The following is a 26675-nucleotide window of genomic DNA, read 5'->3' as shown; positions in this document are numbered from 1 at the left end:
AACCCCGCGCGCGGCCAACACAGAGCGCGTGAGCAGCGCAGCCGGTCCCGACACGCCACCTACGACAGGGCAGTTCACCGCAACGTGCATCACGCCCTCTACGCCGTCCCGCCCACGGTCAGACCATCGATCAGCAACGACGGCTGGCCCACGCCCACCGGCACGCTCTGTCCATCCTTGCCGCATACGCCGACACCTTCGTCCAGGGCCAAATCGTTGCCGATCATGCTGACTTTCTGCATGGTTTCCGGGCCGTTGCCGATCAGCGTCGCGCCCTTGACCGGCGCAGTGATTTTGCCGTCCTCGATCAGGTAGGCCTCGGTGGCCGAGAACACGTATTTACCGCTGGTGATATCGACCTGACCACCGCCGAAGTTCACCGCATACAGGCCCTTCTTCACCGACCGAATCATTTCCTGTGGATCGTGCTGACCAGCGCGCATATAGGTGTTGGTCATGCGCGGCATCGGCAGATGCGCGAACGATTCGCGGCGGCCATTCCCGGTCGGCGTCACGCCCATCAGCCGCGCATTCAACGTGTCCTGCATATAACCGACCAACACGCCATCCTCGATCAACGAAGTGCAGTGAGTCTGGGTACCTTCGTCGTCCACGTTCAACGAGCCGCGACGGCCATCCAGGGTCCCGTCGTCGACGATGCTCACGCCCGGCGAGGCCACGCGCTGGCCGATGCGACCGGCATAGACGCTGGTGCCTTTGCGATTGAAATCGCCCTCCAGCCCGTGTCCGACCGCCTCGTGCAGCAGCACGCCGGGCCATCCAGGCCCCAGCACCACCTGCATCACCCCAGCCGGCGCCGGCACCGCCTCCAGGTTCACCAACGCCTGGCGCAGGGCTTCCTTGGCATAGGCTTCCGGACGACCATCGGCGAACAGCACCGCATAGTCGTAGCGACCACCACCGCCGGCATAGCCGGATTCGCGGCGCCCTTGCTGCTCGACGATCACCTGCACGTTCAGTCGTACCAATGGACGCACGTCGGCGGCGAGGACGCCGTCGCTACGCGCCACCAGCACCGTGTCCACGCTACCGGTCAGGCTCACCATGACCTGCTGTACCCGCGGATCGGCGGCGCGCACGAACTGGTCCAGGTGCCGCAACAATTCGAGCTTGCGCGCATGGTCCATGCTATCCACCGGATCCAGCGCCGGGTACAACATGCGCGCGCCACCGCGTTGCAGCGCCTGCGTCGCCTGCGCACCGCCATCGCGTGAGATGGCACGCGCCGACCGCGCCGCGACCAGCAGCGCATCGTGGTGGATGTCGTCGGAATAGGCGAAACCGGTCTTCTCGCCGGAGATCGCGCGCACGCCCACCCCCTGTTCGATGGAGTGCGCGCCATCCTTGACGATGCCATCCTCCACGCTCCAGTTCTCGCGGCGCGAATGTTGGAAATACAGATCGCCGAAATCCACACCAGGGCCGAGCAACGTGCCGAAGGCACGCTCCAGGCTGGAGGCATCGAGGCCGGCGGGAAGCAACAGACGGGTTTCGGCGAGCTGGAGGGTGTGGTCGTTCATGGTCTCAACATGGGGTACAGAAGTGCGGAGCGCAAGCGGCGCGAAGCACCGCGCGTCACGGTGGGACGGAGGACACGGGCGGAACATTGACCGGAGCGGGGGGACGCGCGGATTCGCGCGCGATCACCTCCACCTTCGGGTCTTTCCACGGCCCGGTGACGCGGTAGGTCCGTGCACCAATCATGTCCAGCGGCTTGCTCAGCACCGCATTGGCAGCCGCGCCAACCGCCGCGCCGAGCGGGCCGCCAGCCACCGCGCCGACCACGGTCAACAGGTTGCCGGACTTGGGATTGACGTCGATGGTCTGGTCGAACTGCTGCGCGCGCAGGTCCGCCTGGCCGCGGATCTTGATCTCCGCTGCGGGTCCGTCGATGACCATGCCGTCGCTGTGCGCGAGGCCATCGCCGAAGCGGACCTGACCGTCGATGCGATTGAACGCGAACCCCTTGGAAAAGAAATCGCGAAAATCGAACATCAGCCGGCGCGGCAACTGCGCCAGGCTGAGCAAGCCGAGCACGCGCCCGGCCCCGGGATTCAACTCCAGCAACTGGCCATTGCGCACGGCCACGTCGAGCTGGCCCTGCAATGCGGCCAACTGCACCGCGTCCGGATTGCCCGGCCAGGCCGCGCGCAGATTCAAGCGCCCCTCGCCACCGCGCAACTGGCCGCCGAAATCCAGGCTCTGCATCAGCGCCCCCAGATCCTGACTCTCCACGTGGGCACTTAGTTGAGTATGCGCCGCCGCGCCCTTGCCACGCCAATCGCCACTGATGTCGATCTGCTGTTGGTCCGAGCGCAGGTGCAATTGGTCCACCTGCATGCCATCTGCCAGCTTGCGCGTGCGCAGCGAAGCCGCACCGAAACTCAGCGCACCGAAGCGAAGATCATCCACATCCAACGCCAGCGCCGGGATCGTGGCCGGGTCCATGCTGTCGGCAAGGTGCCCGGCCTGAACTTCGGGCGCTTTAGCGTCCGCCGTCGACGCAGGCGAGGCCGCCGTACGCCAATACACACGCGCCAAACGGCCACCGATGACACCGCCGTCCTTGCTCGGCACGCTCAGTTCGCCGGACAGCGCCGGACCATCCAGCCGCACGTCGATGCTGTTGGCCCGGGGCTGCAGATACATGCGCGTGTTGTCGAACACCCCACCAAGCAACAGAAGGTGATCGGCAAGCAAGTCGATCGAGCGTAACGGCAGCGGGTCTTCGCCACCAGGAACGGCGGCCGCTGTCGGATCTGGACGACTGACCAAGCTGATCCAGTCAATCGCGTTCAGGGCCGCAGTATGCCCGCTCACCACAAGACCGCTGCTTGGCGGCTCGTCGGTGACGTGGTCGCTACCCATCACCACCCTGACCCCGGTCTTGCCGCCCTGGCTGCGCGCAGCCAGGGCCATCAACTTGCCGAAGGCCACTTCGATGCGCCCACTGCCGACCGGCAACGGCACGTTGACCGAGGTTGCCAGCGGCATCGCCGCATCCTTGTCCATCGGCGCCGGCATCAGCAACTGCGTGCCGACCAGATCCGAATGCAGTTGCAGCCGGGTCGGCGGCTGCGCCCCGCCATCAGTGGTCTTGGGCAGACCGACGCCGATGTCCCAGCGCGAGCGTCCTTGCACATAGGGCTTGAGCCAGGCCATCTCCGGCACCCGATCAAGCAATTCGTCCACATCCAGCGATGCGCCCAGCGCGGCCTCAAACGCCTGTTGCGGATCCAGCACACCATCGCCGGCGCGCAGCGCCAGTTCGGCCGAGCGGCCGTCGTGGACCACGCTCAGCTTTTGCGCGGCAAAACCGGTATCGCTGTAGGTGGCGCTGCCGTGCATGTCGTCGAAGACCACGTCCCAGCGTTTGTCGGCGATGTGCGCGCCGAGCAAGTCCACCGTGCCGCGCAGATGACGGGTAACGACATCGCTACGCAAGGGTTGCAGCAGGTCGAAGCTGACATCGGCCGGCCCCGACGCGCTGAGCCCGTCGAGGGTGTCACCGTAATGTAGGCGCAGCGGACTCTGCCGCAACATCGCCAGCAGCATGCCGGTGTCGGCACGGGTGTTGGCCAGCACGCTGAGCTGGCCTTCCCTGTAATCGGGCAGAGTCGCCGACATTTGCTCCACCGGCACACCGCCCATCATGCCGCGACCATGCACCTCGAAGCCGTTGCCGATGAAGGCGACACTGGCATCCACATGCTCTACAGCCGGCCAGTCTTCGTGAAAGCGTACTTTAGCGTCCTGCAGCTGCGCGGTCGCCTCGAAGCGGCCGTCGTGCTCGACAAAGGGCCAGTCGTCGAGATCGCCCGAAATCAGCACGTGTCCATCGTGCACGCGCCCGCCCTGCAGCGCGGCATCCAGCCAATCGGTGAGGGCCTTGCTCATCTTCGAATGGACCCAGAACTTCTTCGCCACCACCACCGGCGCATCTTGGACATCGGCGGCCAGATCGATCCACGGTCGCGAACCGTCGTGCTGAAAGCACAGCCCACCGCGCACGTCGGCGCCGTAGTCGGTGCCCTGCACGCGCAGGCCCGGGGTCGCCACGCGCAGGCCATCGTGATCGCGAAAGGCCACGATGCGACCAGCCAGTTGCACTTGGTGAACCACGCCAAACCCACTGGGCCAGTCCACGCGTACCGGGCTGCTGGCATCCAGCACCAGCTGGCCACCCTGCGCGTCGCCTTCGAAGCGACCGCGCAGACCGCTGACGCCCGGAGACTGGCCGGCCGGTGCAAACGCCAACTCCGTCAGTTGGCCCTGTCCGTACAACGGACCACCCGGCGTTCCGGTCAACGCGACCTGGGTCAGTTGCGCGTGCGGCCGCGCGATCTGCAACCAGCTCCGCAGACCTGGCGACAGGCGGTCGCTGAGCGCGGCCATGGCAATCAGCGGTGCGACATCGAGATGATCGCCCAGCACGGAGAAACGGCGCCCGATGGCGAGCGTGAACCCATCCAGGCGCTGCGGCGGCAGGCCGGCCTGATCGATCTGCAATTTCGGCACATCCAGGCGCCAGCCGCCGGCGCCGTCGATCTGGCGCCACCGCGCTGTTGTCCGCAGCGTGGTGAACAGCAGTTGCGGTCGCGTGCGTCCATCGGCCAGCGCCGCGCCACGCAGGCGCAGGTCGCGCAACGCGGCCTGCACCGTCAGACCGGCAACGCGATACTGCTGTAGTTGCAGCCACGCCTGGATTTCGCCGGCGCCGCCCTGCACTTGGATTCCAGCGACATGCAGCAGACCCGACCAGACCGACAGGTTCATCGGCCGCACAGCGACATAGAGGCCACCGCTGCCGCGTTGGCGATCAATGTTCAGCACCGCAGTCAGTGGCGGCTGATGCATATCGCCCCAGCTTTGCACGCCCACGCGCAGGCGATCGCCGTTGACGCGCAGACGCATGTCGATCTTCGGCACTTGCACCGTAACGTCCAGACTCGGCGCACTTACCGCCAGGCGCCCACCGATCAACTGCAATTCGCCCAAGCCTTGTAAGCTATCCAGCGGATCGCCCCCCTGCCCGGAGGTCGGCAAGCCCTGCACCGACCAGTTGCCGTCGTCGGCGCGCAGCAAGTTCAACGCCAGCCCGCGCAGGCGCAACTCGGTGAACGAGCGACCGGGCAACATACCGGTATACATGGACACGAGGATCTCGGCCTGGCCGATACGCACGCCGTCGCCACCACCGATGCGCAAGCCATCCAGACGCAACAGCGGGCCACGCCGGGTCCAGGCGGTCTCCAGCCGATCGAAACGGATGGGTTGACCGGCACGTGCGCTCAGCCACGCGGCGACCTGCTGCGGGTGCCGTTGCACCAACGGCAACGCCTGGCTCAACGCACCAACCACCAGGGCGACACACACCAGCCCAATCGCCACCGCGTAGAACGCGAAACGGCGTGCCAGACGCAAGCGGCGACGCAACGGTGTGTGCATCAGCAGCCTGGGCCGGGGACCTGTCCAGGCCCCATCAGCGCCAAGACACCACCACGACGCCAATGCACGAACACCACACAGTGCTCTGGCCTGCCAGGTCTCGGGACCCGGCCCCTCGGCCCCGGCTGCATCACAGCAACACCACGTCGAATTGCTCTTGGAGATACTGCTCGTCGGCCTGGAAGCGGATGGTCTTGCCGAGGAACTCCTCCATTTCGGCTACCGCCGAGGATTCCTCGTCGGTGATCCGCGCCACCACCTTGGTCGAGGCGATGACCAACAGCCTTGCAGCATCGAACTGGCGTACCGCGCGGGTGATCTCGCGGAAGATTTCGTAGGTCACCGTCTCGGCGGTCTTGATCGAGCCGCGCCCGCCGCATTGCGGACATGGCTCGGACAGTTGCCGCTCCAGGCTTTCCACCGTGCGCTTGCGGGTCATCTCCACCAGCCCCAGCGGCGAGAAATCGTAGACCGTGGTCTTGGCATGATCGCGCGACAGCGCTTTTTCCAGCGTGCGCAGCACCTGACGGCGATGCTCGGCATCGCTCATGTCGATGAAGTCGATGATGATGATGCCACCGAGATTGCGCAGACGTAATTGCCGCGCCACTGCTTGCGCCGCCTCCAGGTTGGTGCGAAACACCGTTTCTTCGAGGTTGCGCTGGCCCAGGAACGAGCCGGTATTGACGTCGATGGTGGTCATCGCTTCGGTCTGATCGATGACCAGGTAGCCACCGGACTTCAACGGCACCTGCTTGTCCAACGCACGTGCGATCTCGTCCTCGACCCCATACAGGTCGAAGATCGGGCGGTCGCCGGTGTATAACTCCAAGCGCTCGGCCAACACCGGCATGTATTTGGCGACGAAGGCCTGCAAACGCTCGAAGGTGTCGTGCGAATCGACCTTGACCTTTTCCACGTCCTTGCGGATCAGGTCGCGTACCGCGCGTAACGGCAGGCTCAGATCCTCGTAGATGATGCTGGCCGGGGCGCCATCGCGACCGCGTCGCTCGACCACGTTCCAGACCCGCGACAGATAGGCGATGTCTTCGGCCAACGCCTCGGCCGGTTGCCCCTCGGCATTGGTGCGGATGATGTAGCCGAAGCCCCCATGGCTGGCCGCCAGATCGGCGACCATGGTCTTGAGCCGCAGCCGTTCGGCCTCGTCCTCGATCCGCGCCGACACCCCGATCACCCGCGACTGCGGCAGCAGCACCAGATAACGCGAGGGGATGCTGATCTGCGTGGTCAGCCGCGCGCCCTTGCTGCCAATCGGATCCTTGACCACTTGCACCACGATCTCCTGGCCGTCGCGCAGCAATTCCATGATCGGTACCGCGGCCGAGACTGGCAGCGGCGGTGTTTCGTCGGTGTCGCCATTGCAGACTGGCGCCGGTCGCACCACGTCGTTGGCGTGCAGGAACGCCGCGCGCTCCAGCCCCACCTCGACGAAGGCCGCCTGCATGCCCGGCATGACCCGCTGCACCTGGCCCTTGTAGATGTTGCCCACCACGCCGCGCCGCCAACCGCGCTCGATGTGCAGCTCCTGCAACATGCCGTTCTCGATGACGGCCACCCGGGTCTCGCGCGGCGTGACGTTGACCAGGATCTCTTGCGACATCACAGCACTCCGAAGGTACGCAGCAGGTGGAAGGTTTGATGCAGCGGTAGGCCCATCACTGCCGAGTAGCTACCGTCCAGGCGACTGACGAAACGTTCGGCGCCGCCCTGGATCGCGTATGCACCGGCACACCCCATCGGCTCACCGCTGGCCACGTAATCGGCGATGTCGCGCGCCGACAACGGCGCGAAAGTGACCGCGGTCGGCACCGAGACCAGTTCCTCGCGCCCGGCGCCGACCAGCGCCACCACGGTCAGCGCCTGGTGGGTGCGCCCGGACAGCGCCGCCAGCATCGCCGCGGCATCTTCGGCGTCAGCCGGCTTGCCGAACACACGATCCCCCAGCACCACTTCGGTGTCGGCACCGAGCACCACCGCATCGGCCTCGCCGGCCCGCTGCGCCAGCCCGGCACACGCCTTATCGAGCGCCACGCGACGCACGTATGCTTCCGCCGACTCCCCGGTCGCACGCACTTCCGGCACCTCCAGGTCGAGGATCCGAAACGTCGCACCAAGGCGGGTCAGCAGTTCGTTTCTGCGCGCAGAGCGGGAAGCGAGATACAACATGTCCAAAGGATAACCCGACCGGGCTGACTGAACGATCGCCAATTGCGGAGCGATCGCCTCAACTCCAACAAAGATCATCACGCGTTCATCGTCACCGCCACACTCTCACGCCATCCGTCAAGGAGAACACCGATGCGCATCCTGCCCCTTCGCCTGCTGCTGGCTGTGCCCCTCTCGCTGGGATGCACGACAATCACCGCCCATGCTCAACCGGCGACACCCGGCTACGCCGTGCCCGCCGACGGCACCCTGCTCAACATCACCTCGCAGGCCGAGGCCAAGCACGCGCCGGACGTGGCCAGGTTGTCGGCCGGTGTGGTCACCGAGGCCACCGACAGCGGCAAAGCGATGCGCGAAAACGCTGCACAGATGACCAAGGTACTGGCGGCGATCCACGCCGCCGGTATCCCCGAGAAGGACGTGCAGACCAGTGGCATCAGCCTCAACCGGCAGTACACGTACTCCCAGAACCGAGCAAAACAGCCCAATTACCAGGCCAACAACTCGGTCGACCTGAAGGTGCGCGACATTGCCAAACTGGGCAAAGTGCTGGACGCCCTGGCCGCGCAGGGCGCCAATCAGATCAACGGCCCAAGTTTCGAGATCGATAATCCGGAACCGCTGTACGATCAGGCCCGCGGCGACGCCCTGAAGAAAGCCCAAGCCCGCGCGCAGAACTACGCCAAAACGCTGGGCCTGCGCGTGCGCCGCATCGTCAGCATCTCCGAGGGCAACAGCGGCGGCGTGCGCCCGCCGATGGCGATGATGCGTGCGATGGCGACGAATACAGCGATAGAAACACCGGTGGCACCGGGCGAGAGCAGCGTCTCGGTCAGCCTGGACGTGGTGTTCGAACTGGGCAAGTAAGCGGCGGTCTCATTGCACGTCAAATCGGGACTGCAGACACGCAGTGACACGAGTGTCGACCGCATGCCGAACTGAACCGCCCCTGGATTTCGGGAGGCTCCAACTCTTGAGAAGATGGAGCCATGAACAAGACGAATTCGGTCTGTTCGCGCACTTCGCTCAACGTGCGGAAGATGTGCATGTCTAGGACGCCGCGCCGGTAGCTGCCGTTGAAGCGTTCAATCAAGCCGTTTTGCATCGGACGTCCCGGCTCGATGAAGTCCAGGGCGATGCTCTTGCGCTCAGCCCACTCGGCCAATGCAGTCGTTGATGACATTGAACGTGCGAAAGCGTCGACAGACAGGCTGGACCGCTGCTTGCTCAAGGATGTGCAAGGCGATGCACGGAACGCGATCGGCGCGGCGGCGAGCGACAACCTGCGCTGGCTGATGCGGTGGATCGTGTTTTTGCGTGTCTGGCTGCGCGCCATCATGCAGGCTTCGATGGCGGCCAGGTCAACGCTGCATGCGATTGGGAGTTGATGCAGACGATTTTTCAAGGCCGACTATCTACGGGGCCATAGGCGATTCAGTTCGCCAACATCAGCTTGACAGGGCGCTCGCTGTGCTGGCGTTTTCCACACGCGTTGTACGAGGTTTTGCCAATAGCATATATAATGCTGGAACGACCAGTAGGGTTAGGAAAGTTCCGATGCCAAGCCCTGCTATGACGATGCAGCCAATCGTCGAGCGCGCCGCTGAGCCAGGGCCTCCAATGAGCAATAACGGCAATGATCCCATGATCATTGCCGCCGATGTCATGAGAATTGGGCGAAGCCGTATATTTAAGGCGGCAAGGATGGCGTCTTTTTTGCATTGACCAGAATCCTGCTTTTCGTTCGCCACTTCGACTAGCAGGATACCGTGCTTGCTGATCAAGCCAACCAAGGTGAGTAGTCCGACGTCCGTATAAAGATTCACAGAAAGCTGGCCAAGGCCAAGCCATACGAAGAACAGCGCACCTGACAGCGAAGTTGGTACCGATACGAGAATGATGATTGGATCGGTGAAGCTGTTATAGAAAGAGGCTAGCGTTAAGTAAACCACTGCGATACTCAGCAAAAGCATAATCGCATAACCTTTTTGATTCCGTGTGTACTCGCGCATTGGGCCAGAGATATCCGAGGAATAGTCCTTTGGTAAAATTTTAGTTATGCCTGCGAGATAATCCGCTACCTGTCCGCGGGATACCCCTTTTGCCAACTCACCGGAAATAGTGATGGCGCGCTGCCCTTGGAAATGGCGTAGAACGTCTGGACCAGTCGTCGTCTCCAGATGGGCGACAGCCCTCAATAGGACGGGCTGCTCATTAACTGTGGCTACAGGATAGTCGAGTACGTTCTGATTGAGCTTTCTGGAGTCTGGATCGGCCGCTGAAATGACCTTGTAAGATCGTCCCTGGTAGTTGAAATAATTGATGTAGCTGCCACTCAGCATGGAACTGAGCGCATCGGAAACACGTCGAACATCCAGTTTAAAGTCGGCAAGCTTAGCCCGGTCGAGAACGATGTGACTTTTCGACTGGCTAGGCTGTTGATTGGTCTCTAGATAAGCGAATAGGCCAGATGCTTTCATTTTTGCCAAAATTTCTTGGGTAGCCTGGGTCAGGTCTCCAAGTTCGCCCGCGCCTTCGACGACAAACTCAACCTGGTCGCCGTCTTCCGTGGGGAGCGACTCGGACTGGTATAGCGAGAAAGAAAATCCCGTGATGCCATGCAGCGATTGCCTTAGCTGGTCGATGACCTCGGCTGTGGAAGGACGTGATGCCCAGTCGATCAAGGAAATCCCTCCTCTAATCGATGCTGGCGTGACTGAGTTCCATGAGTGTCCAGAGTAGGAGGAGTGAGCTATGCTCGCTAAAACATCCTGATCGAATTGTCGGGATACGGCAAAGGACATTCCAGGTGTAGCATGCCCACGAAGATGCACGTATCCCTGGTCTTCCTGGGGGGCCAGTTCCTGTCGGCTCCCCAGGAAGAAAAACACGGTCGCGACAATTAGCGCACCACCGAACACGCTCACCAACCGGTAATTCGTCAACGACGTGGCCTGTATTCGGTCAAATACCCGTCGCGCTTTGTACCAGTGGCTGGACCCACCAGTGCTGCCAGCGCGGGTGGATCGCCTGACAATAAACCGGCACAGCAAGGGACTGACAGTGACTGCGATCAGGGCGGAGACCGAGACCGACGTGACGAGGGTAACGGCGAACTCCCGGAACAAGATGCCTGCGATTCCAGGCAGCAACGCGATAGGAAGATAAGCCGCTGCCAGCACGATGGTCATAGAGACGATAGGCCTAAGCAGTTCGGATACCGCCATATCCGCTGCGTCGTGAGTCGATAGGCCTGATTCCAGGTGACGCTCGTGCCGTTCCACGACGATGATCGCATCGTCTACGACCAATCCCACAGAAAGCACCAGCGCGAGCAATGTGAGTTCGTTGATGCTGTAGCCAAATAAATTTAGACACCAAAGGCTACCCAAGAGCGCAAGTGGCACCGCGATTACTGGAATCAAAGCGGATCGTATTTTGCGCAAGGCTACGAAGACGATCAGACTGACGACTAAAAGCGCCTCGGCAAGCGCATGCAATACCTCGCGAAGTGCATGGCGCGTAAACTCCGTATCGTCTTCGTTCACGGACAACGCAATGCCAGGCGGTAGTGTTTTTTGCAGAAGAGAGACCTTACTCTTGACCGCTTTGGCAACTTTAATGATGTTTGCGCCATCGTTGGGTACAACATCCAGGAATACACCGGGAACGCCATCTGCGTAAGCGGCAAACTTGTCGCGAGAGGTGCCGATCTCTGCACTCCCGATGTCGCTAAGGTGAATGGGAGATCCGTTTACTTCTTTAACCACAAGATTGTTAAATTCGGCAACTGTCTCAAGCCCCGAGGCGATCGTGAGCGGCACTGAAACCGTATCTCCATCGATCGTGCCGACACCTGTCACGTAGTTGTTTCCCGCGACCTTGTCGCGAACCACCTCTGCGGTGAGTCCATAGGCTGTCATTTTATAGGGATCAAGATTCAGGCGCATTGCCAGCGGTAGGCTGTCGTTGACAGCGACGGAGCGGACGCCTGGAACCGTGGCAATTTCAGGCTTCAGCACGCGCTGTGCGTATTCGGACATCTGTGTTCCGGTCGCGGTCGTACTGGTTAGCGCAAGATCTAGGATACTTTCGTCGCCGTGGTCAAGGACGATTGCGGGATTTTGCGTGCCTGACGGTAAATTGGAAAGAACGGCGTTGACGAGCGACTGCACCTGTGCAAGCGTCTCCACCGGGTTAGCATTGAGAGTGAGGTGTAAAACGATTTCGGACTCGCCCTGCTTGCTTGTAGATGTGACGAAATCGATGCCTTTTGCAGGCAAAACTGCCTGTTCCAGTGGAGAGGTGAGGAACCCTTCTATGGTTTCAGGATCGGCGCCGTAGTAGACCGTGGATATGTTGATTGTGGCGTACTTGATGGTGGGGAACGCCTGTACTGGAAGGCGGACAATCGCCAGGATGCCGAAGGCCGTGATCACCAGCACGATAGCGAATACCGTGCTGGCACGTGTGAGCAACGCAATCAGTGTGGATCCGGACCTCATGCCCCACCTCCACAAGAGAAATACCTACTCATGAGGTGCGACAACGACATGAGTGCCGTCCTCGATCTTGATCTGTCCATTGACCACAATCCTATCGCTGCATTTGAACGGTCCTTCGACGACCGCCCTGTCGCCATCGTCCGCTTTCACTGACACCGGAACTTGATGGGCGACGGTATCCTTTTCCATGGTACGCAATAGATACAGCGTGTCGCCATGTGTGCTGGATAGTATGGCAGCTCTCGGTACGGTCTTGACAGAGTGCCATTTCTCAATATCAAGTCGCATTCTCCCAAACATTCCGGATGCAAGTGCATGCATATCCCCTGCGAACGTCGCACGCGCGGCAATGCTATGGCTTTGAGGGTCTGCAATCGGCGGCAGCGAACTTATCACCACATCGAATTGCCTGCCCGCATATCCTTCGAACTCGACGTGGCCGCGTTGTCCTACGCTGAGTGACGGAAGCAACGACTGAGGTATGGAGAAATCGAAGAGTAGAGGCTCTCTACTATCTATGGTGGTAATGACGTCCCCTGCTTGAATGAACTGACCGGGATCCACTTTCCGAATGCCTAGAGTGCCGGCGAAGGGTGCGCGCACGCTGCGTTGCCCGATTCGTGCCCTTTGCGCAGCCAGGCGCGCTCTTGCTACGTCCGCGGCATGATGCAGAGTGTCGAATTGCTCTTGGCTAATTGCTCCGATACGTAGTTGTTCGCTGGCGCGAGACATGTTCTGCTCTGCAAGCTTCAAATCCGCTTGGTTCTCAGCTAAAACATCGGGCCCATCGTTGAGGCGCAGCTGCACAAGAATCTCGCCAGTCTGTACGGATGCACCAGATTCGAAGCGAACAGCCTCGATGATGCCCGCGGTATCGCTACTAAGATCGGCCCTGTGAGCTGCTCGCACCACTCCGCTAAAGGATTCGCGGCGCTGCCAATCCGTGCAGATGACCTTGGATCCGGCAATGACCGGCAATTCCGTCGAGCCGATCAATGCAGGTGCTGGACTTTTTACGGCGGAGCGGTATCTATATGCCGCAAGTGCAATGATGCATATCGCAATAATCGCAATCATGCACCAACGCAACGATTGCAGCGGTGCCCGAAGCTTTCTCTCTCCTTCGATCATGAGCGCTCCATTTCAACCGGTGTACTTGCATGGATCAATGCATTTGTGGCTGGCAGCGAGGGGACGGCAATCTTCTCGACATCAGCTTTAGAAGAAAGAAGCCAATCAGCGACCGCTCCCAGCAGCGCGATGAGCATCAGTGCACCATAAACAACCCACTCTTTTGCCGTATGCACACCAACGCCCACCAGCCATTTTGTGACAATAGCGGTCAATACTGATGCCAATGTGTAGTAAATCCCGAAGTAAAGTCCGGTATCTCTGCCATTCGAGCATGCGCGGATATGCGACATCGCGGAGGGATATGCGAACACCGTTCCAAATGTGAGTACGGCACCACAGCATACCGACGAAATCCAGTCGGACAGGCCGATGTAAGAGCAAAGAGGAAGCAGTACGAAAGAAAATCCCATCAGCAAATAGCTCAACGATGTCACAGTCTTGTTCAGGTATATCGACGCTCCGTACATGCTGAACAATGCTTGGGCCACCACGCCAACAAGCGCCGCAATGCTCAGACCCAATCCAAGGAAGTCGGCGCGGTTCTGGGAAGAGAGTATGAAGAGTGGAACTACCACGTAGAGCTGTGCCACCAGAACTGAATAGGGTGCTACACCAAGGCATGTGGCGACAAAACGCCGACTGAAAACCCGAATGCCTGCAGGCAGATCATCTTTCCCTCGCCGGTCATCCAGGCTCAGATCACCTTTCTTAAAAATCAGAAGAAATGAAGCAGTTGTGATCAAATAGATCAGCGAGGCAGCCAGGCAGATCTGTTCGAAATAGCGCGGGCAGAGCCATCCTCCAACGAGGAATCCAATGATCTCACCAGCGTTGCGGAACGTGGCGAGGTTGGCGAAAGCAAGTACATTGAGCCCGCGCTCCCGCCCAGAGACTAGCGCTGAACTTAGGCCAGTCGTGATCGACGATGCAACTCCGATCACAAGGACGGCGGCTATTAACATGATCTCCGTGTGACCGTTGGCCAATAGGAAATACGCGACAGCGCGGAGCAGGGAGCTCAGCGCGAGAGTTGGCCTAGGGCCAAGAAGGCGCCCAACCAAAGAACCTGGCAAGGTGAATGCTTGGCTGGCGAATGCTCTCATCGCAAGCACCGTACCAACCGCGCCAGCTTCCAGCCTCAACACGTCGGCCAGAAATAGAGCTAGAAATGGGATGATAGAGAAGTAGACAGCATTACCAGTAAACGCCGTCGCAAATGTCCAGCGTTTTCGCTTTAACATTGGCATTGTTGTATTCAAAGCTTGCGCCTGCATCGTCAGCATTCCTTTCGTTCAGATTATTTTTCTGACTGCCCATCAGTGCGATGCAGCCCTCAATGTGCTGGGTATTGGCCGACATCACCACGGTTCCACCATCCGCCGCCGAGTTCACGGTATAGAACGACGGTATCGACGAAGCGTTGGGCTCGTGCCTGGACCAGTTCGAGCGATGCGTTTTGATAGGTTTGTTGTGCGGCAAGGACTTTTAATACGGATACACTACCAAGCTCACGTTGATGCTCCAATAGCATCTGGACATGGTGGGCAGCCATCTCGCCGTTGGCTGCCAATTGAAGCTTGACGGCATCGTGTTGCAGGCTTGACAACACATCGGACAACGAGTGGAATGCCTCAACGACAGTTGTTCGCCAGCGTGCATCGGCTTCGCGCATTGCTGCTTCCTGGGCGCGCTGGCGGTATCTGCGTTTTCCAGCATCGAAGATCGTCTGGGTCACGCCTGCAGAGACCGACCAGAGGCCGCTTCCTGGGCCGAAGAGTGTGGTTGCATCTAGCGAAGCGGAGCCGAGCCGTCCGCTGATCGTGATATCAGGCAGGCGCTGTGCAGCGGCAACGCCCACCAGTGCGGTCTGTGCGTGCAACACTGCTTCCGCTGCCTTGATGTCAGGACGCTGCTCAATTAACTTGGAAGGCAAGGTCACTGGGAGCGTCCTGGGAAGTCGCAGTGTGTCCAGATCAATCGAGATATCGGAAACGGCGCTGACCGGCTTGCCCATCAGCGCGGCCAGTCTATGTTGAACCTGTTCGCGATCCATTAGCAGTGTTTCCATGACCGATTTAGATCTTGCAAGGGTTGACTGCTGAAGTGCCACATCGAAATCACTGCTCGTTCCAAGCCCGGCTTGTGCGACCATTATATCTAGCCAATTTTGATCAATTTCGACTATATGCTGTTGAATACGGATCTTTTCGTCGATAGCACTTTTTTCGATAACAGTGGTCACAACGTTGCTGGTCAGTGCAAGGTAGGCTGCTTCCATTTCGAAGTGGGCGTAGTCAGTCTGCGCACCGCTTGCCTCGATAGAACGGCGTATGCCGCCCCATAGGTCAAGATCATATACTGCACCAATATGCACATTGGATATTGAATAATAGCTTGCCGGACCTACATCACCGTCTTCGGCCTGAGCATGGCGGCGTCGTTGCTGTGAGACATTTGCATCAAGAGCGGGCAGCCGCTTACTTCCCTCAGCGAGTTCAAGTTGCTTTGCTCTATTTAGCGCTTCGCCCGCCGCTTGTAAGTCAGGATTATCTCGAACTGCCTGTTCTACTAAAGATGTCAGTTCGGCAGATCGGTAAAGCTCCCACCATCGGCCTGCCACTTCGCCACCTACCTGAAGCGCTTCGGCATCACCCCCGATCATCTTTGTCGAGGCCGTATTCTGCTCGATGGGTATACTGATCATGTCGCCATAGTTAGGTGCAGGAGACTTGAAATTAGGTCCCAATGTGCATCCGGCGATCACGCATAGCGCCACGGAACACGCAGCGGCACGCAGGCACAACATAGTCCCTAGCCCAGGCCTATGCGGATTGGGGCCGTAGATGTGCTGTGATTCGGAGCGGCCGTGCGGGCTAGTGTCTTTCAAGGTAGGTGAGTTCAATCGCCGCGACAAGGCGCTCGCAGTGGGCACGCGCATCCACTCCTGCCCGGTCGATGCATAGCACGTGTGCAAGATAGCTGTCATTGTTTTTTGGAGCTGCCACCTTTTTACCTCGCATGAACGGATCCAAATGGCTCCTATGTACATACGGGTCACTTACGATTTCGTCCCAGTTAGAAATGCCTGCGAGAATGCCTGGGCTTGGAGGCAACAAAAACTGGATCGCCGCACTACGTGCGACTGGGGCGAGAAAGCAATCGCTTAGATCCGTGGCGCCGAGCGATAGCTTGACGAACGCCTGGATGAGATCGAATCCGACGGTGATCCGCACTAGCTCCGAAATCCAGTTGCCGCCCACTCGCGGATTTATCTCTACAACGCGTGGACCTCTGGACGTCAGTTTTATTTCTGTATGAGCCACGCCATGAGAATAACCCACGGCACGCAACGCCGCTTCTGCAAGATCCCCGACAGCACGAACGGTTTCAGGATCCAGTATCGCCGGAACCATATGGCCGGTTTCTATGAACAATGTGTCGCTGTAGAGCGATTTGTCGGTTACAGCAATCACCTGAGTCGCTCCGTTAACCGTCACTGTTTCGACACTGACTTCCTGCCCATCTAGAAACTCTTCTATCAAGGCGACGGCATTGAGGTCCTGTCCTCTTGCGTTCTGGCGATAGCAGGTGACGGCATCTGTCGCGCTAAGCAGCTCGGCATCCGTCATCGCGAGTGCGACGAATGCGCTGGCAGACATATCCGTTGGTTTTACTACAACCGGATAGCCGATTCGTTGCGCTATGGCTAGAGCCTCCTGATGTGTAGCAGCAACACCAAATTGAGGAGTAGGTACACCCGCGGAACACGACGCCAATCGCATCAAATACTTGTCCCGCGTAGTGCGTACTACATTGCTGCCAACCGTCGGCAGTTCCAGCGTTTCGGCAACTCGTGCAGCGGCGATAAGGTAGTGATCGCAGGAAGTGATTACCGCGTCGAATGGACTTTGTTCATGCAATCTGCGGGCAGTTTCAAGTAAGGTGGTATCGTCGTTGACATTGGCCACGACAACCGCCTCCGCTTCTGCGATCACTGGGTGTATACCATCGCCAAGCGGGTTGTTTTTGAAGCGCGACGGATTGGGCGTCAGTAGCGTATAAGTGTGGCCTAATTCACGGATAGCGAGAGGAACCGTGATGCCTGTTGCATAGACCCAACTATCAAGCATGAGCAGCCTAGCCATGGGCCGTATGCTCGTTGTATTGCCGCACGATGTAGGAGGAGTGATTGTTGAACGACAGTGGCTGAAGATAGATGTAGCGCTCGAAAGAATCGAGCTCCCACGGTTGCACTTCAGTATATAAGATATTGCAAGGAGTTGAAGCACTGCGGACGATCAAGAATGCGCCGGGTGCAGCATGCATACTTAAGTGCTCAATGACTTTTTGCTTCATGCCGGCCACGCCGACGAAGCCGGCGAGCCATATGACATCGTACTTTGAAAGGTCGCGCAACTCAAGTATGTCGCTGGTTATATGACACATACCTACTGCAATTGAAAGGCGCCGCATCAATTCACGTGATATTTCGGTAGCCTCCGCACTGATATCAACGCAGTCCACATTAAGCCCTAGCCCTTGAAGAATCATAGCTGTCGATCCGACAGGACCGGAGCCGATCATCAATGCATTTTTCAGGTCGCGTCCAGCACATATGCGAACGGCCTGATACTCTAGAGCGACGATGCGCTCATAAAGTGGGAGATCAGTAAAAAGTGTCCGAAAAGCACTTTGCGCATCTTGGGATTCGAAGATATTCCGTGCTGCTTGGATTTCTCGTAAGTAGCACCACTCGGCGTAAAGCATTAGTAATTTAGGCTTGATGTCATTCAATCGCTCATCTGAACATACGGCATGAGCAATTTCTTTATTTCGAAGGCTTTGGCAGAGATGCCATAAATTGGAGAAGTCTGCGATCGAGGTGTCAGTGATAGTTAATGGCTCGTGACATGAAACAGCGTTATAGGCTGATATCAGTTGCTGTACATGGCTATCGATGGATAGATGATCCAACATTATAATTTCACTCCCGAGTGTTATTTAATGCCACTTACCCAGCTATTGAATCATTGACATGAGGGCAATCAATTTTCTCACACCATGCCGGAGGCACCTCATGCCGCACCCTCGCAACTTGATCTATCTTTATTAATTTTACACATGAATCAGAAAATATAGGGGCTAAATAGTTACACAGTTAAATTAAAATAATCCACCTTTCCGATGCCATTTTTCAACAGCGATCATTTATAAATTCCGGATACTGAGCTTCAAAGAAGACACAGTATCGTCACTAGCCCCTTTCACTAAGCGTATATCCTCTATGTCGAAATTATCGAGAATCGCTGGAGAAAAAAATGTAGGCTCATAAATCAAACTACGAAGACCGAAGGATGTACGACATACGATAGTGCAATCGCTTCGCGCAGTACGCGCTATGTTATCTAAAAGCAATTGCTTCGGCTTCGCTAGTAGCGCGATCACAATCATGTCATAATTTGAAACATCGTAATCAACCGCATTTCGGTGGATGATGCGAATGGATCGATCAAGCCCCAGCACCTTGATGAGCGTAGACGACTCCTCGACCGCAGACTTCGAGATGTCAATCCCGTCAACATGTACGTCAAGGATCCTACTGAACCATATAGCACTTAACGGGAGTGGACCCGATCCAATAAAAAGCATCCTTTCTGGCTGAGTCCGCAGCATGGATACTTCACGTCGCACAAGGCGTTGCAGACGGCCAGCCAATCTATAATCTGAAACCGCAGTGGCAGATCCTCCACATAGCCTGGATACGAAATTTCGTTCCAGAGTGGTCTCCCATAAACAATAAGCCTCCTGCAAAACTTTATCGTGTGGCGTTTCGCGCCTCAGCCCAAAAACAAGCTCATCCACCTCAGTGGCATAGAATATTCTCGATTCGACATGTTCCATTAGCAAATCAAGCTCATGGAACTGCACACTCGTATGGCCTGATTCGCTTCGCTGAGAATTTAGAAAATCGGCCACAGTGCAGATAAATTGTTGCAGCGGTGAATTGCACCGCAATATGGTCCGCAACACTGATTCATTTGCAAGCATTTCCCTGCCCCCCCCCCTCTCGCCAGCAGATCCTCGCCATGCATAAGGACACTCCGTTTTCCCAAGGATTCAGAACTACCCCGACGCGGCAATGAGCGACTGCTTTCTGCAGAACGGTGACATGTCAACAAACCAGTTACTATCGGCCTTAAACCAGTTCGTCTAACACGTAGTGGCAATGCAGGAGTGGGGCCATTATTATTACGAACGTTTAGCTTTTCCAATGGCCTGGATGCCATTCAAAGCAAGAGTCTACATATGTAAACAGAATATGGGCAGAATCTGCGCGCTCTCCACCTCGCGTCCTCGATACCCCATGATTTCCACCTGCGGCTGCGCATCCGTGTCCTGCATCAGCGTGCTGGCCTGCTCCAGTCACTCGGCCAGCCTATCGCCATCGTAGGGGCGCCCGATGTCCCGTATCACCCGGCCCAACACCTTGCACTGCCGACACAGCACTCGTCGCATCCGCTTGAACTGTTTGGCATGGGCATAGCGGCCCCATCTGCAAGATGCAGCTTCGCGCCTTCGGACTCGGCACTCTGCCGTGTCATCAGCACTTTTAATCTGACTCACCGCGACAACTTCACACAATGCCGCTTGCACAGCAGCACCGGCTTGCGGCGGGCCATCTCCAACAATCAGCTGTCGGTGGAATGTGCGATCACCTTCTCCTGCACCACGATCACCCGTGACAATTCCCGCGCATCGAACGCCTTCATCGCCTTGGCCGCGGTGATCATCTGCGCCAGCATTTCTTCCATTCCCGTCTCGCCTAGACGCTGGCGCCAACGCGTGAGCGAACTCGGATCGCACGGCAACACGTCTGGAAAAACACCTCGCCGGTGAAGCACTGCCAGCCAGCGCTCGCACACCACTTCATCGGACAGGTCATAGGTGTGCTTGAGGTAGAGCAGCCCGGCCATCAAGCGGATCGGCAGGGCGGGACGTCCACCGCGCACCGGATCGGCTAGCAGGCGGGCCGACAGGGCCTGCTCCAGCGCCGGCCACGGCATCTTGGTGGATAGCTGCGCCATGGGATAACGCAGATCGATCTGGTTCTCCAGCCTGGAACAGAACAACTCTTCGGGCGGGCGATCTTCAACCGTGGGACGTCGATTGCGCATGCTCGGAAAATGCAAGAAAACCGCGCCCAGCCTGACGGAATAGCAATGCAGACACGGCCTCTGCGGCACAGAAGGCGTGGCGCAGGTGGATTTGCGTGGTTTTTCAGGGGCGACTATGTCACCTACATGATCGAAGACACGATCTGATTAACCCTACTCGTCAACCAAAAGTCGCAGGATCTGTGGTGCCCCGGGCGGATGCTGCTGTCACCTGAAGCCAACGAAGTGGCGTGATGAGCATCCATGACTTGCCGTTCCAAGCTGGATTGTCGATACCCGAGTTCTTCGCCTCCTACGGCACCGAGGCCCGCTTCGCCGATCTTGCCAATCTGAAAAAAGCGGCCTGCGATAGCAAACCCTGCAAAGCATCCTCATCGACAAGTACAAGGGCCGCTTGTTGTGGCTGAACGGTGCGCTGCACCTGATCTTCGTCTGCCTCGCGCGCTCGGGCAAGGCGACCAGCGCTGCTTTCCGGTATTGCTACCGGGTACCACGCTCCCTTGTACGGCCAACACGGATACCAAACGAAAAGGCCAACCCCCATCACTGGGAGCAGGCCTGGCAGATCGACGTCAAGCAGCGAACGGCGCGATGCTTGGATCAATAATCGTAGGACAACGACAACAACAGGTAACGTGGCGTCTGGAAGTAATTGCCCATGCCATACGTATTGAGCACCGTGTACGGGCCTGACTCCCAGGCCGCGAACTGCTGGATGGGCTTGCGCTCGTTCAACAGGTTGAACACCTGCAACCCGAACGCCAGCTTCTGGTCCGCGAACGCCGGACGATAGATCAAACCCAGATCGACCTGCTTGGTCCATGGCGTGCGGCCCGCATCGCCAGGACGCGAGGGGCTGCCACCACAGGTGTGATAGGCCGAGCCGTAACCGATCGGATCGCCCGCCGTCGAGCTCTCGTCGGTGCCGTTGGCGCTGAAGTAGCCCAGGCAATTGCGCGGCGTACCTGACTGGATGCGCAGGTTGGCCGACACCATCCATTCCGGCGCAACCTGATACGCGCCGTAGAGCTTCACCTGATGACGACGATCATTGGCCAGATAACCGCCAGCCCAATCCATCAACGCCGCCGCATCCCAATCCCGGGTCTTGGACACGTCGGCTTGGCCGATGTCGGACTTCAACTGACCTTCCGTGTTGCCGAAGTTGCGCGACCAGGTGTAGTCGACACGCGTACTCCACTTGCCATCGAACGGACGCTCCAAATACAGGTTGACCGAGGCGTAGTTGCGCTTGGCCGCATTGTCGAAGCCCCAGTCGGACTTGCTCATGGTGAATTGAGTGCGGCCGCCGTTGCTATTGGCAAGACTGAAGGTATTGGTCCTGCCCGGATTGAACAGGATGCAGCCCGGGATGGTGACGGTACTGGGATCCACACCCAGCGATTGCAACTTGGCACGCATGCGATCCGGATCGCACACGTCGTCGATGGTCGACTCCAGTTTGCGATAGGTTGCCTTGGCACCGAAGGCCCACTTCTCGGCGAACGCCTGATCGAAACCCACGATCAATTCGTCCTGGTACATCGACTTCAGGTCGGTGGGGGTGAAGGTGCGTGGATCCGGCGCAACGCCGTACTCTTCATCCGCGGAAACCGGGCCAGGCCCCAGCGCCCGCAGGCCGGTCGGATTACCCTTGGCGTCGATGCCGCTATAAGCGAAGTACTCACTGGTGTAGGTCGATGCCGAAGCACCACGGATCGCGACACTGTTGGGCAACGCCAGGAAGTAGCGGCCCAGGTTGGCGTAGACCTTCAGCGAGGAATCGCCATGCACGTCCCAGGTGGCGCCAAGGCGTGGCGCCCACTGGTTGCCGCTGTCGACGTAGGGCTTGGCATCGCTGTTGCTGTTGACGAACTTGTCGTTGCGCAAGCCCAGCGACAGCAACACCTTGTCGGTGACCTGCCAGCGGTCTTCGAGAAAGTAGGCTTTCTGCTTGACCGACATCGACGTGGCGGTGCTGAAGATCAGCTTGCGCACATAATACCCGTTACCGCCGGGCGCACCGACACCAAGCGAGGAGCTGATCGGCCGGGCTGGCCTGGACGACTTCGCGTAATACCAGGCATACCCCGGGCCGGTCATGGCCTGACCTTCGTTCTTGGCGGAGTAGTAGATATTATCGACGCCGAAGGCGAGATCGTGGTGACCCAGGCGATAATCGAAGTCCAGACGCAGGCCACGGGTCTTGTCCTGACCATTGAGCTTGTTGAGCGAACCCTGGTTGTTGTAGATCGGATGACCGCCAGTGATCGAGGGATCCTGGAAGACTTGACCGCTCAGAAAGGGGTCCGCACTGACGATGCCTGGATAGTTCTTGTTGTCGAAAGTGCTCTTGCCGTAGGTCGCACTGAAGGTCAGATCGTCGGTCAGATAATTGGTGTACTTGCCGATGTAATAGGTGCTGTCCTGCTTGACGATATTCGGCGCGATCGCAGTATTGCGCGCGCCCTCGGACAGCGTGGCGTAGTCGAAGGCGTTGTAGTAACCGCCGGTGCGGTCGTTGCTCTTGATCCCGGTCAGCTCTAGGAGGTTACTGTCGTTGATGTTCCAATCGATCTTCGTGTAGACCTTGGGCTTGTTCTCGTCGGAATGGTTGCGCGCCACGACGCCATTATCGGACGAATTGGTCGAGACACCGTCGATCTTTTCCTGCTCGACCGCAGCGAACAGGAACAGACGATCCTCGATCAACGGGCCGCCAGCGTAGGCGCTGTACACGTTGCTCCAGGTCGGGTTGTCCTTGCCCGAGCGATACAGCGTGCCGGCCAGTTCGGGTTTCTGATACGCATAGCCGCTGGGCAGGCTGCCATTAGGGTAGTACACGTCCTTCGGCGACTCGGAGGTGCCGCGCGGACGCCACAGCACCTGCCCGCCGAAATGCCACTCGTTGGTGCCGCGCTTGCCGATCTGGTTGATCACGCCACCATCGGAGCGGCCGTAGCGCGCGCTATAGCCACCGGTATAGACCTCCTGCTGGTCGATCGCCCCATAGGGCAGGCTCACGCCACCGATGTTGTCGAGCGGATTACCGGTGGAGAAGCCATTGACGTAGTAGGCGTTCTCCGACACGCCGGCGCCACCGAAGGACACGGCATTCCCATTCTTGAAATAGCCGCTACCGGAGACCGCGCCAGGCGCCAGCAGGGCGATGGCTTCGGCGGAGCGAGCCAACGGCAAACGCTGCAACTGCTCGGCGGTGATGACCGTGCGCGAATCGACCGTGGTGACGTCCACCGCCGCCACGTTACTGGCACTGACCGTCACCGCACCCAGCGTGGAAGTTGTTCCGCCGGGCTGGGCGAAGGACACCTCGGTCCCCGAGTTCACCCGCAAGCCGATGCCCTTGCGGGTATCGACGGCATGACCATCCTTATTCAGGGTGACGGTGTAGGTTCCCACTGGCAGCGAGCCGATATTGAAGCGGCCAGCACTATCGACCGGGACGGTGCGCGTCAGTCCGGTGTCACTCTGCACGGTAATGGTGGCGCCCGACGGCGCAACGCCATAGATGGAACCCGTCGTACTCTGCGCGTGAACAACTCCCTGCGTCAGCGCGGCCCCCAGAAACACCGCCAATACGCTTCGACGCACGACACAACGCGGATGGTGCTTGGACATCTATTTTTCTCCCTGAGTAAGAAAACCTAAGAAAAACCTGAGCTGCACATCAGCGAGAAACCAGACGCTCGCGATTGACATGCACAAATTTGTTTCAAGAAAAACCATCTATTAATAGGAGATTCATTTAGAGCAAAATCTAGACAAATTTGCAACCCTTGTCTCAAGATTTTCGAACGAGAATCAGCTAGAACCATAAAGGTGCACAACGCCGCAGCAAGCGACATTTCGCACCATCGCGAGGCATTGAGTGACGAATGCATAGCGAGGGCTCGGCCATGCGATGGGAACGGCGGCCACGGCAGGCCCCAGGAGGCGCAGCACGCGCAGCAACATGGATGGACCAGGCACGCATCACACAGGGCGTGCCGATAACGCCTATGTCACGCGTCAGCGGAATCCGGCGGAGCGGACGATGTCCTGCCGCAAGGGGCACATGACAGCCGCGCACGCCGCTGCCGCGCCTGGCTTGCGGCAAGACACAAGCTCACCATGATGGTGCACTCAGGCGCGATGGTAGGGATGGTTGGCCAGCATCGCCGCGGCACGGTACAACTGCTCAGCCACGATCAGCCGCACTAGCATGTGCGGCAAGGTCAGCGGTCCCAGCGACCAGGATTCATCGGCAACCGCCAGCACCTCGGCCGAATGGCCCTCCGGACCACCGATCAGCAACGCCAGATCGCGGCCCTGCCCGCGCCAGTGTTCCATCCGCTGCGCCAACTGTTCGGAACTGTGCTGCTTGCCGGGCACGTCCAACGCAACCACCAGCGCATTCTTGGGCAATGCAACAAGCACACGACGCCCTTCGTCCTCGATCGCACGCTGCGCATCGCGGCCCTTGCCGCGCAGTCCCGGCTCGATCTCCACCAGTTCGAGCGGCAGCCAGTGCGACAGACGCTTGCGGTATTCGGCAAAGCCCTGGGCGACCCAGGCCGGGGCACGCTCCCCTGTGGCAATGAGGCGCGCCTTCATCGCCTCGGGCTCGCCACGCACATCACCAGCGTTCGACCGTGAACATCACGTCCAGCATGGCTTCGGCGCACGCTTGCTCTTGCATGTGCGCACGTTGCCATTTGAGCCATTGCTTGAACGTGGCAGGCTGCCGAACAGCAGCGCGTTCTTCGGCATAGTCGCGGCACTCCTCCTGCAATTGGCGCTTGAGCCGCGCCATCAACGCGTCCAGGCGTTGCGGCTGCGGCCGGCGCGCTTCGGCCAGGCCGTAGCGGTGCATGAAGGCATCGACCAACTGCGCCAATTCCTGCTCGATCTGCCTCAACTGCGCAGCCAGCATGCTGTTGTAGTCGCGGATCTGTTGCTCGGCCATGGCGGCGATTCCGGCCTGATCTAGCTGGCCAATCTCCATCTGCAATTCCAGCAGAGCCAGCAGATCGTCATCGCGATAGGCGCCGTTGAGCCGCTGCATCAGCGCGGTCTTGCGTTCGCGTTGCCGCGGGTCGGGCTCACGATCCGGATGCAACGCGGCGACCAGATTGCGGTACAGCGTGCGCAAGGCCTGTCGCGGATCGAGCGCCGGGCCCACCGCCTTGCGCACGCCAGCTCGGTGTCCCTTGGCGCGCTGTTGCGCGCGCCCGGCCGCATGCGCCTGTTGCGCCTGCACACGTTGCTGAATCTGTGCGTACAACGCTTCGGGAGACTGGACATGCTCCAGCTCCTCCTCGGTCAGGCCGAACTGTCCGCCGATCAACGACTTCAACATCGCATCGGACTCAGCCACTTGCTGATCGAAAGCGACCTCACTGTGGCGGTCATAGACCGATTTCAGATCGTCGAAGCCACCCTCCTCGATGAGCAGGCCGGCGAGTTCGCAGATCGCATCGGATAAATCGGCCCGATCGCGCTTGCTCAGCTTGTAGGCGGTATACGCCGCATCCAGTTCACGGACCAATTGCACCTGCGCCATATCGCGCGCCTGCAGCAACGGCTCGACCTGTTCGTGATAACGCTGTTCCCAGCACGGCAACGACTCGTGCCAGGCGCGCAGTTGCAGGCGGGTTTTTTCAAGGCGTTCGACCAGCGTATCGAAGCGCTTGCGTGCTGGGCTCGGACGCGGCTCGCCTGCGCCAGCACGCACCCGCAAGAGCAACGTCTGGCCACTCGCGGCACGGGTTCCGTCCTGCCGCTTAGTCATACTCCCCCATGATCCTCTTCGGCATCGCTCGGCGGCTGATCGCCGACCGTCCAAAGACGCTCCAACGCATAGAATTCGCGCACGCGCGGCAGCATCACATGCACCACCACATCGCCGAGATCGACCAGTACCCATTCCGCTTCACGTTCGCCTTCCACGCCCAGCGGCATCAAATCCAGGCGTTTGGCGTACTTGATGACTTCGTCGGCGATCGACTTGACGTGGCGCGTGGAGGTGCCGGAGACGATCACTAGGTAATCGGTGACGCTGGACTTGCCGCGCACGTCGATTTCCACCACCTCCTTGGCCTTGAGCTCCTCGACTGCCTCGCGAACGTGGGCGAGCAAAACCGGCAGTGGCGGCGGCGGGTTGGGGACTTGGGTCTTGATGACGTGGGCTTGATTGGACAAAGCG

The 26675-nt window shown here is 59.1% G+C and carries 17 protein-coding genes and 3 pseudogenes; 2 read left to right on the top strand and 18 right to left on the bottom strand.

Features of this window, described 5'->3' with window-relative positions; genetic code table 11:
* Positions 1-98 precede the first annotated feature (98 nt).
* The 4 genes from tldD to XalbCFBP2523_RS06835 form a co-directional block, all read right to left on the bottom strand.
* Entirely contained in the window at positions 99-1541 is a 1443-nt protein-coding gene (gene tldD, locus XalbCFBP2523_RS06850; RefSeq protein ID WP_045766173.1) for a metalloprotease TldD, read from the bottom strand.
* A 55-nt stretch (positions 1542-1596) separates the two neighbouring features.
* On the bottom strand, positions 1597-5469 hold the full coding sequence (locus XalbCFBP2523_RS06845; RefSeq protein WP_045766174.1) for a YhdP family protein: 3873 nt from the start codon (positions 5467-5469) through the stop codon (positions 1597-1599).
* Positions 5470-5599: 130 nt separating this feature from the next.
* Positions 5600-7090 carry a ribonuclease G gene (gene rng / locus XalbCFBP2523_RS06840; protein ID WP_012916934.1) on the bottom strand — a complete coding sequence of 497 codons (1491 nt, stop codon included), beginning with the start codon at positions 7088-7090 and terminating at the stop codon, positions 5600-5602.
* A complete protein-coding gene (locus XalbCFBP2523_RS06835; RefSeq protein ID WP_045766175.1) occupies positions 7090-7656 on the bottom strand; it encodes a Maf family nucleotide pyrophosphatase in 567 nt (188 codons plus the stop codon). Before XalbCFBP2523_RS06835 ends, rng begins: the two co-directional genes overlap by 1 nt.
* 132 nt (positions 7657-7788) lie before the next feature.
* Between XalbCFBP2523_RS06835 and XalbCFBP2523_RS06830 the strand changes: the two genes are divergently transcribed.
* Positions 7789-8523, top strand: a complete 735-nt coding sequence (locus XalbCFBP2523_RS06830) for an SIMPL domain-containing protein (protein ID WP_045766176.1) — start codon at positions 7789-7791, stop codon at positions 8521-8523.
* Positions 8524-8542: 19 nt separating this feature from the next.
* Here the strand turns inward: XalbCFBP2523_RS06830 and XalbCFBP2523_RS06825 are convergent.
* The 10 genes and pseudogenes from XalbCFBP2523_RS06825 to XalbCFBP2523_RS17515 form a co-directional block, all read right to left on the bottom strand.
* Positions 8543-8824, bottom strand: a pseudogene (locus XalbCFBP2523_RS06825) (integrase core domain-containing protein); the annotation flags it as partial.
* 280 nt (positions 8825-9104) lie between these two features.
* Positions 9105-12161: an efflux RND transporter permease subunit gene (locus XalbCFBP2523_RS06820; RefSeq protein ID WP_045766177.1), complete on the bottom strand. Its 3057-nt coding sequence runs from the start codon at positions 12159-12161 to the stop codon at positions 9105-9107.
* A 24-nt stretch (positions 12162-12185) separates the two neighbouring features.
* Complete coding sequence (locus XalbCFBP2523_RS06815; protein ID WP_045766178.1) at positions 12186-13292, bottom strand: efflux RND transporter periplasmic adaptor subunit; 1107 nt, start codon at positions 13290-13292, stop codon at positions 12186-12188.
* Entirely contained in the window at positions 13289-14569 is a 1281-nt protein-coding gene (locus XalbCFBP2523_RS06810; RefSeq protein ID WP_158250776.1) for an MFS transporter, read from the bottom strand. The genes XalbCFBP2523_RS06815 and XalbCFBP2523_RS06810 overlap by 4 nt, the downstream gene beginning before the upstream one ends.
* 59 nt (positions 14570-14628) lie before the next feature.
* Positions 14629-16101, bottom strand: a complete 1473-nt coding sequence (locus XalbCFBP2523_RS06805; RefSeq protein WP_045766180.1) for an efflux transporter outer membrane subunit — start codon at positions 16099-16101, stop codon at positions 14629-14631.
* A 67-nt stretch (positions 16102-16168) separates the two neighbouring features.
* Positions 16169-17440: an ATP-grasp domain-containing protein gene (locus XalbCFBP2523_RS06800; protein ID WP_045766181.1), complete on the bottom strand. Its 1272-nt coding sequence runs from the start codon at positions 17438-17440 to the stop codon at positions 16169-16171.
* Positions 17433-18272 (bottom strand): nicotianamine synthase family protein, encoded by an 840-nt coding sequence (locus tag XalbCFBP2523_RS06795; protein WP_080928145.1) that lies wholly within the window; start codon positions 18270-18272, stop codon positions 17433-17435. The genes XalbCFBP2523_RS06800 and XalbCFBP2523_RS06795 overlap by 8 nt, the downstream gene beginning before the upstream one ends.
* 231 nt (positions 18273-18503) lie before the next feature.
* Positions 18504-19196 carry a nicotianamine synthase family protein gene (locus XalbCFBP2523_RS06790; protein ID WP_158250774.1) on the bottom strand — a complete coding sequence of 231 codons (693 nt, stop codon included), beginning with the start codon at positions 19194-19196 and terminating at the stop codon, positions 18504-18506.
* A gap of 791 nt (positions 19197-19987) precedes the next feature.
* Positions 19988-20107, bottom strand: a pseudogene (locus XalbCFBP2523_RS17400) (IS5/IS1182 family transposase); the annotation flags it as partial.
* A gap of 75 nt (positions 20108-20182) precedes the next feature.
* Positions 20183-20359: pseudogene (locus XalbCFBP2523_RS17515) on the bottom strand (transposase); the annotation flags it as partial.
* A 344-nt stretch (positions 20360-20703) separates the two neighbouring features.
* On the opposite strand from XalbCFBP2523_RS17515, the gene XalbCFBP2523_RS16555 reads away from it, so the two are divergent.
* Positions 20704-20877 carry a hypothetical protein gene (locus tag XalbCFBP2523_RS16555; protein WP_155392956.1) on the top strand — a complete coding sequence of 58 codons (174 nt, stop codon included), beginning with the start codon at positions 20704-20706 and terminating at the stop codon, positions 20875-20877.
* A gap of 193 nt (positions 20878-21070) precedes the next feature.
* Here the strand turns inward: XalbCFBP2523_RS16555 and XalbCFBP2523_RS06780 are convergent, their stop codons facing one another.
* The 4 genes from XalbCFBP2523_RS06780 to rsfS form a co-directional block, all read right to left on the bottom strand.
* Positions 21071-24109: a TonB-dependent receptor gene (locus XalbCFBP2523_RS06780; RefSeq protein WP_045766183.1), complete on the bottom strand. Its 3039-nt coding sequence runs from the start codon at positions 24107-24109 to the stop codon at positions 21071-21073.
* Positions 24110-24613: 504 nt separating this feature from the next.
* Complete coding sequence (rlmH, locus tag XalbCFBP2523_RS06775; RefSeq protein ID WP_045766810.1) at positions 24614-25084, bottom strand: 23S rRNA (pseudouridine(1915)-N(3))-methyltransferase RlmH; 471 nt, start codon at positions 25082-25084, stop codon at positions 24614-24616.
* A 22-nt stretch (positions 25085-25106) separates the two neighbouring features.
* Positions 25107-26261, bottom strand: a complete 1155-nt coding sequence (locus XalbCFBP2523_RS06770) for a molecular chaperone DnaJ (RefSeq protein WP_045766184.1) — start codon at positions 26259-26261, stop codon at positions 25107-25109.
* Positions 26258-26671: a ribosome silencing factor gene (gene rsfS / locus XalbCFBP2523_RS06765; protein WP_012916950.1), complete on the bottom strand. Its 414-nt coding sequence runs from the start codon at positions 26669-26671 to the stop codon at positions 26258-26260. Before rsfS ends, XalbCFBP2523_RS06770 begins: the two co-directional genes overlap by 4 nt.
* Between the last annotated feature and the right edge of the window lie 4 nt (positions 26672-26675).

The sequence above is a fragment of the Xanthomonas albilineans genome, assembly GCF_002939705.1.
GTDB classification, from domain to species: Bacteria; Pseudomonadota; Gammaproteobacteria; order Xanthomonadales; family Xanthomonadaceae; genus Xanthomonas_A; species Xanthomonas_A albilineans.
Note: the sequence above shows the minus strand (reverse complement) of the source record. Positions and strands in the feature narration are given on the sequence as shown.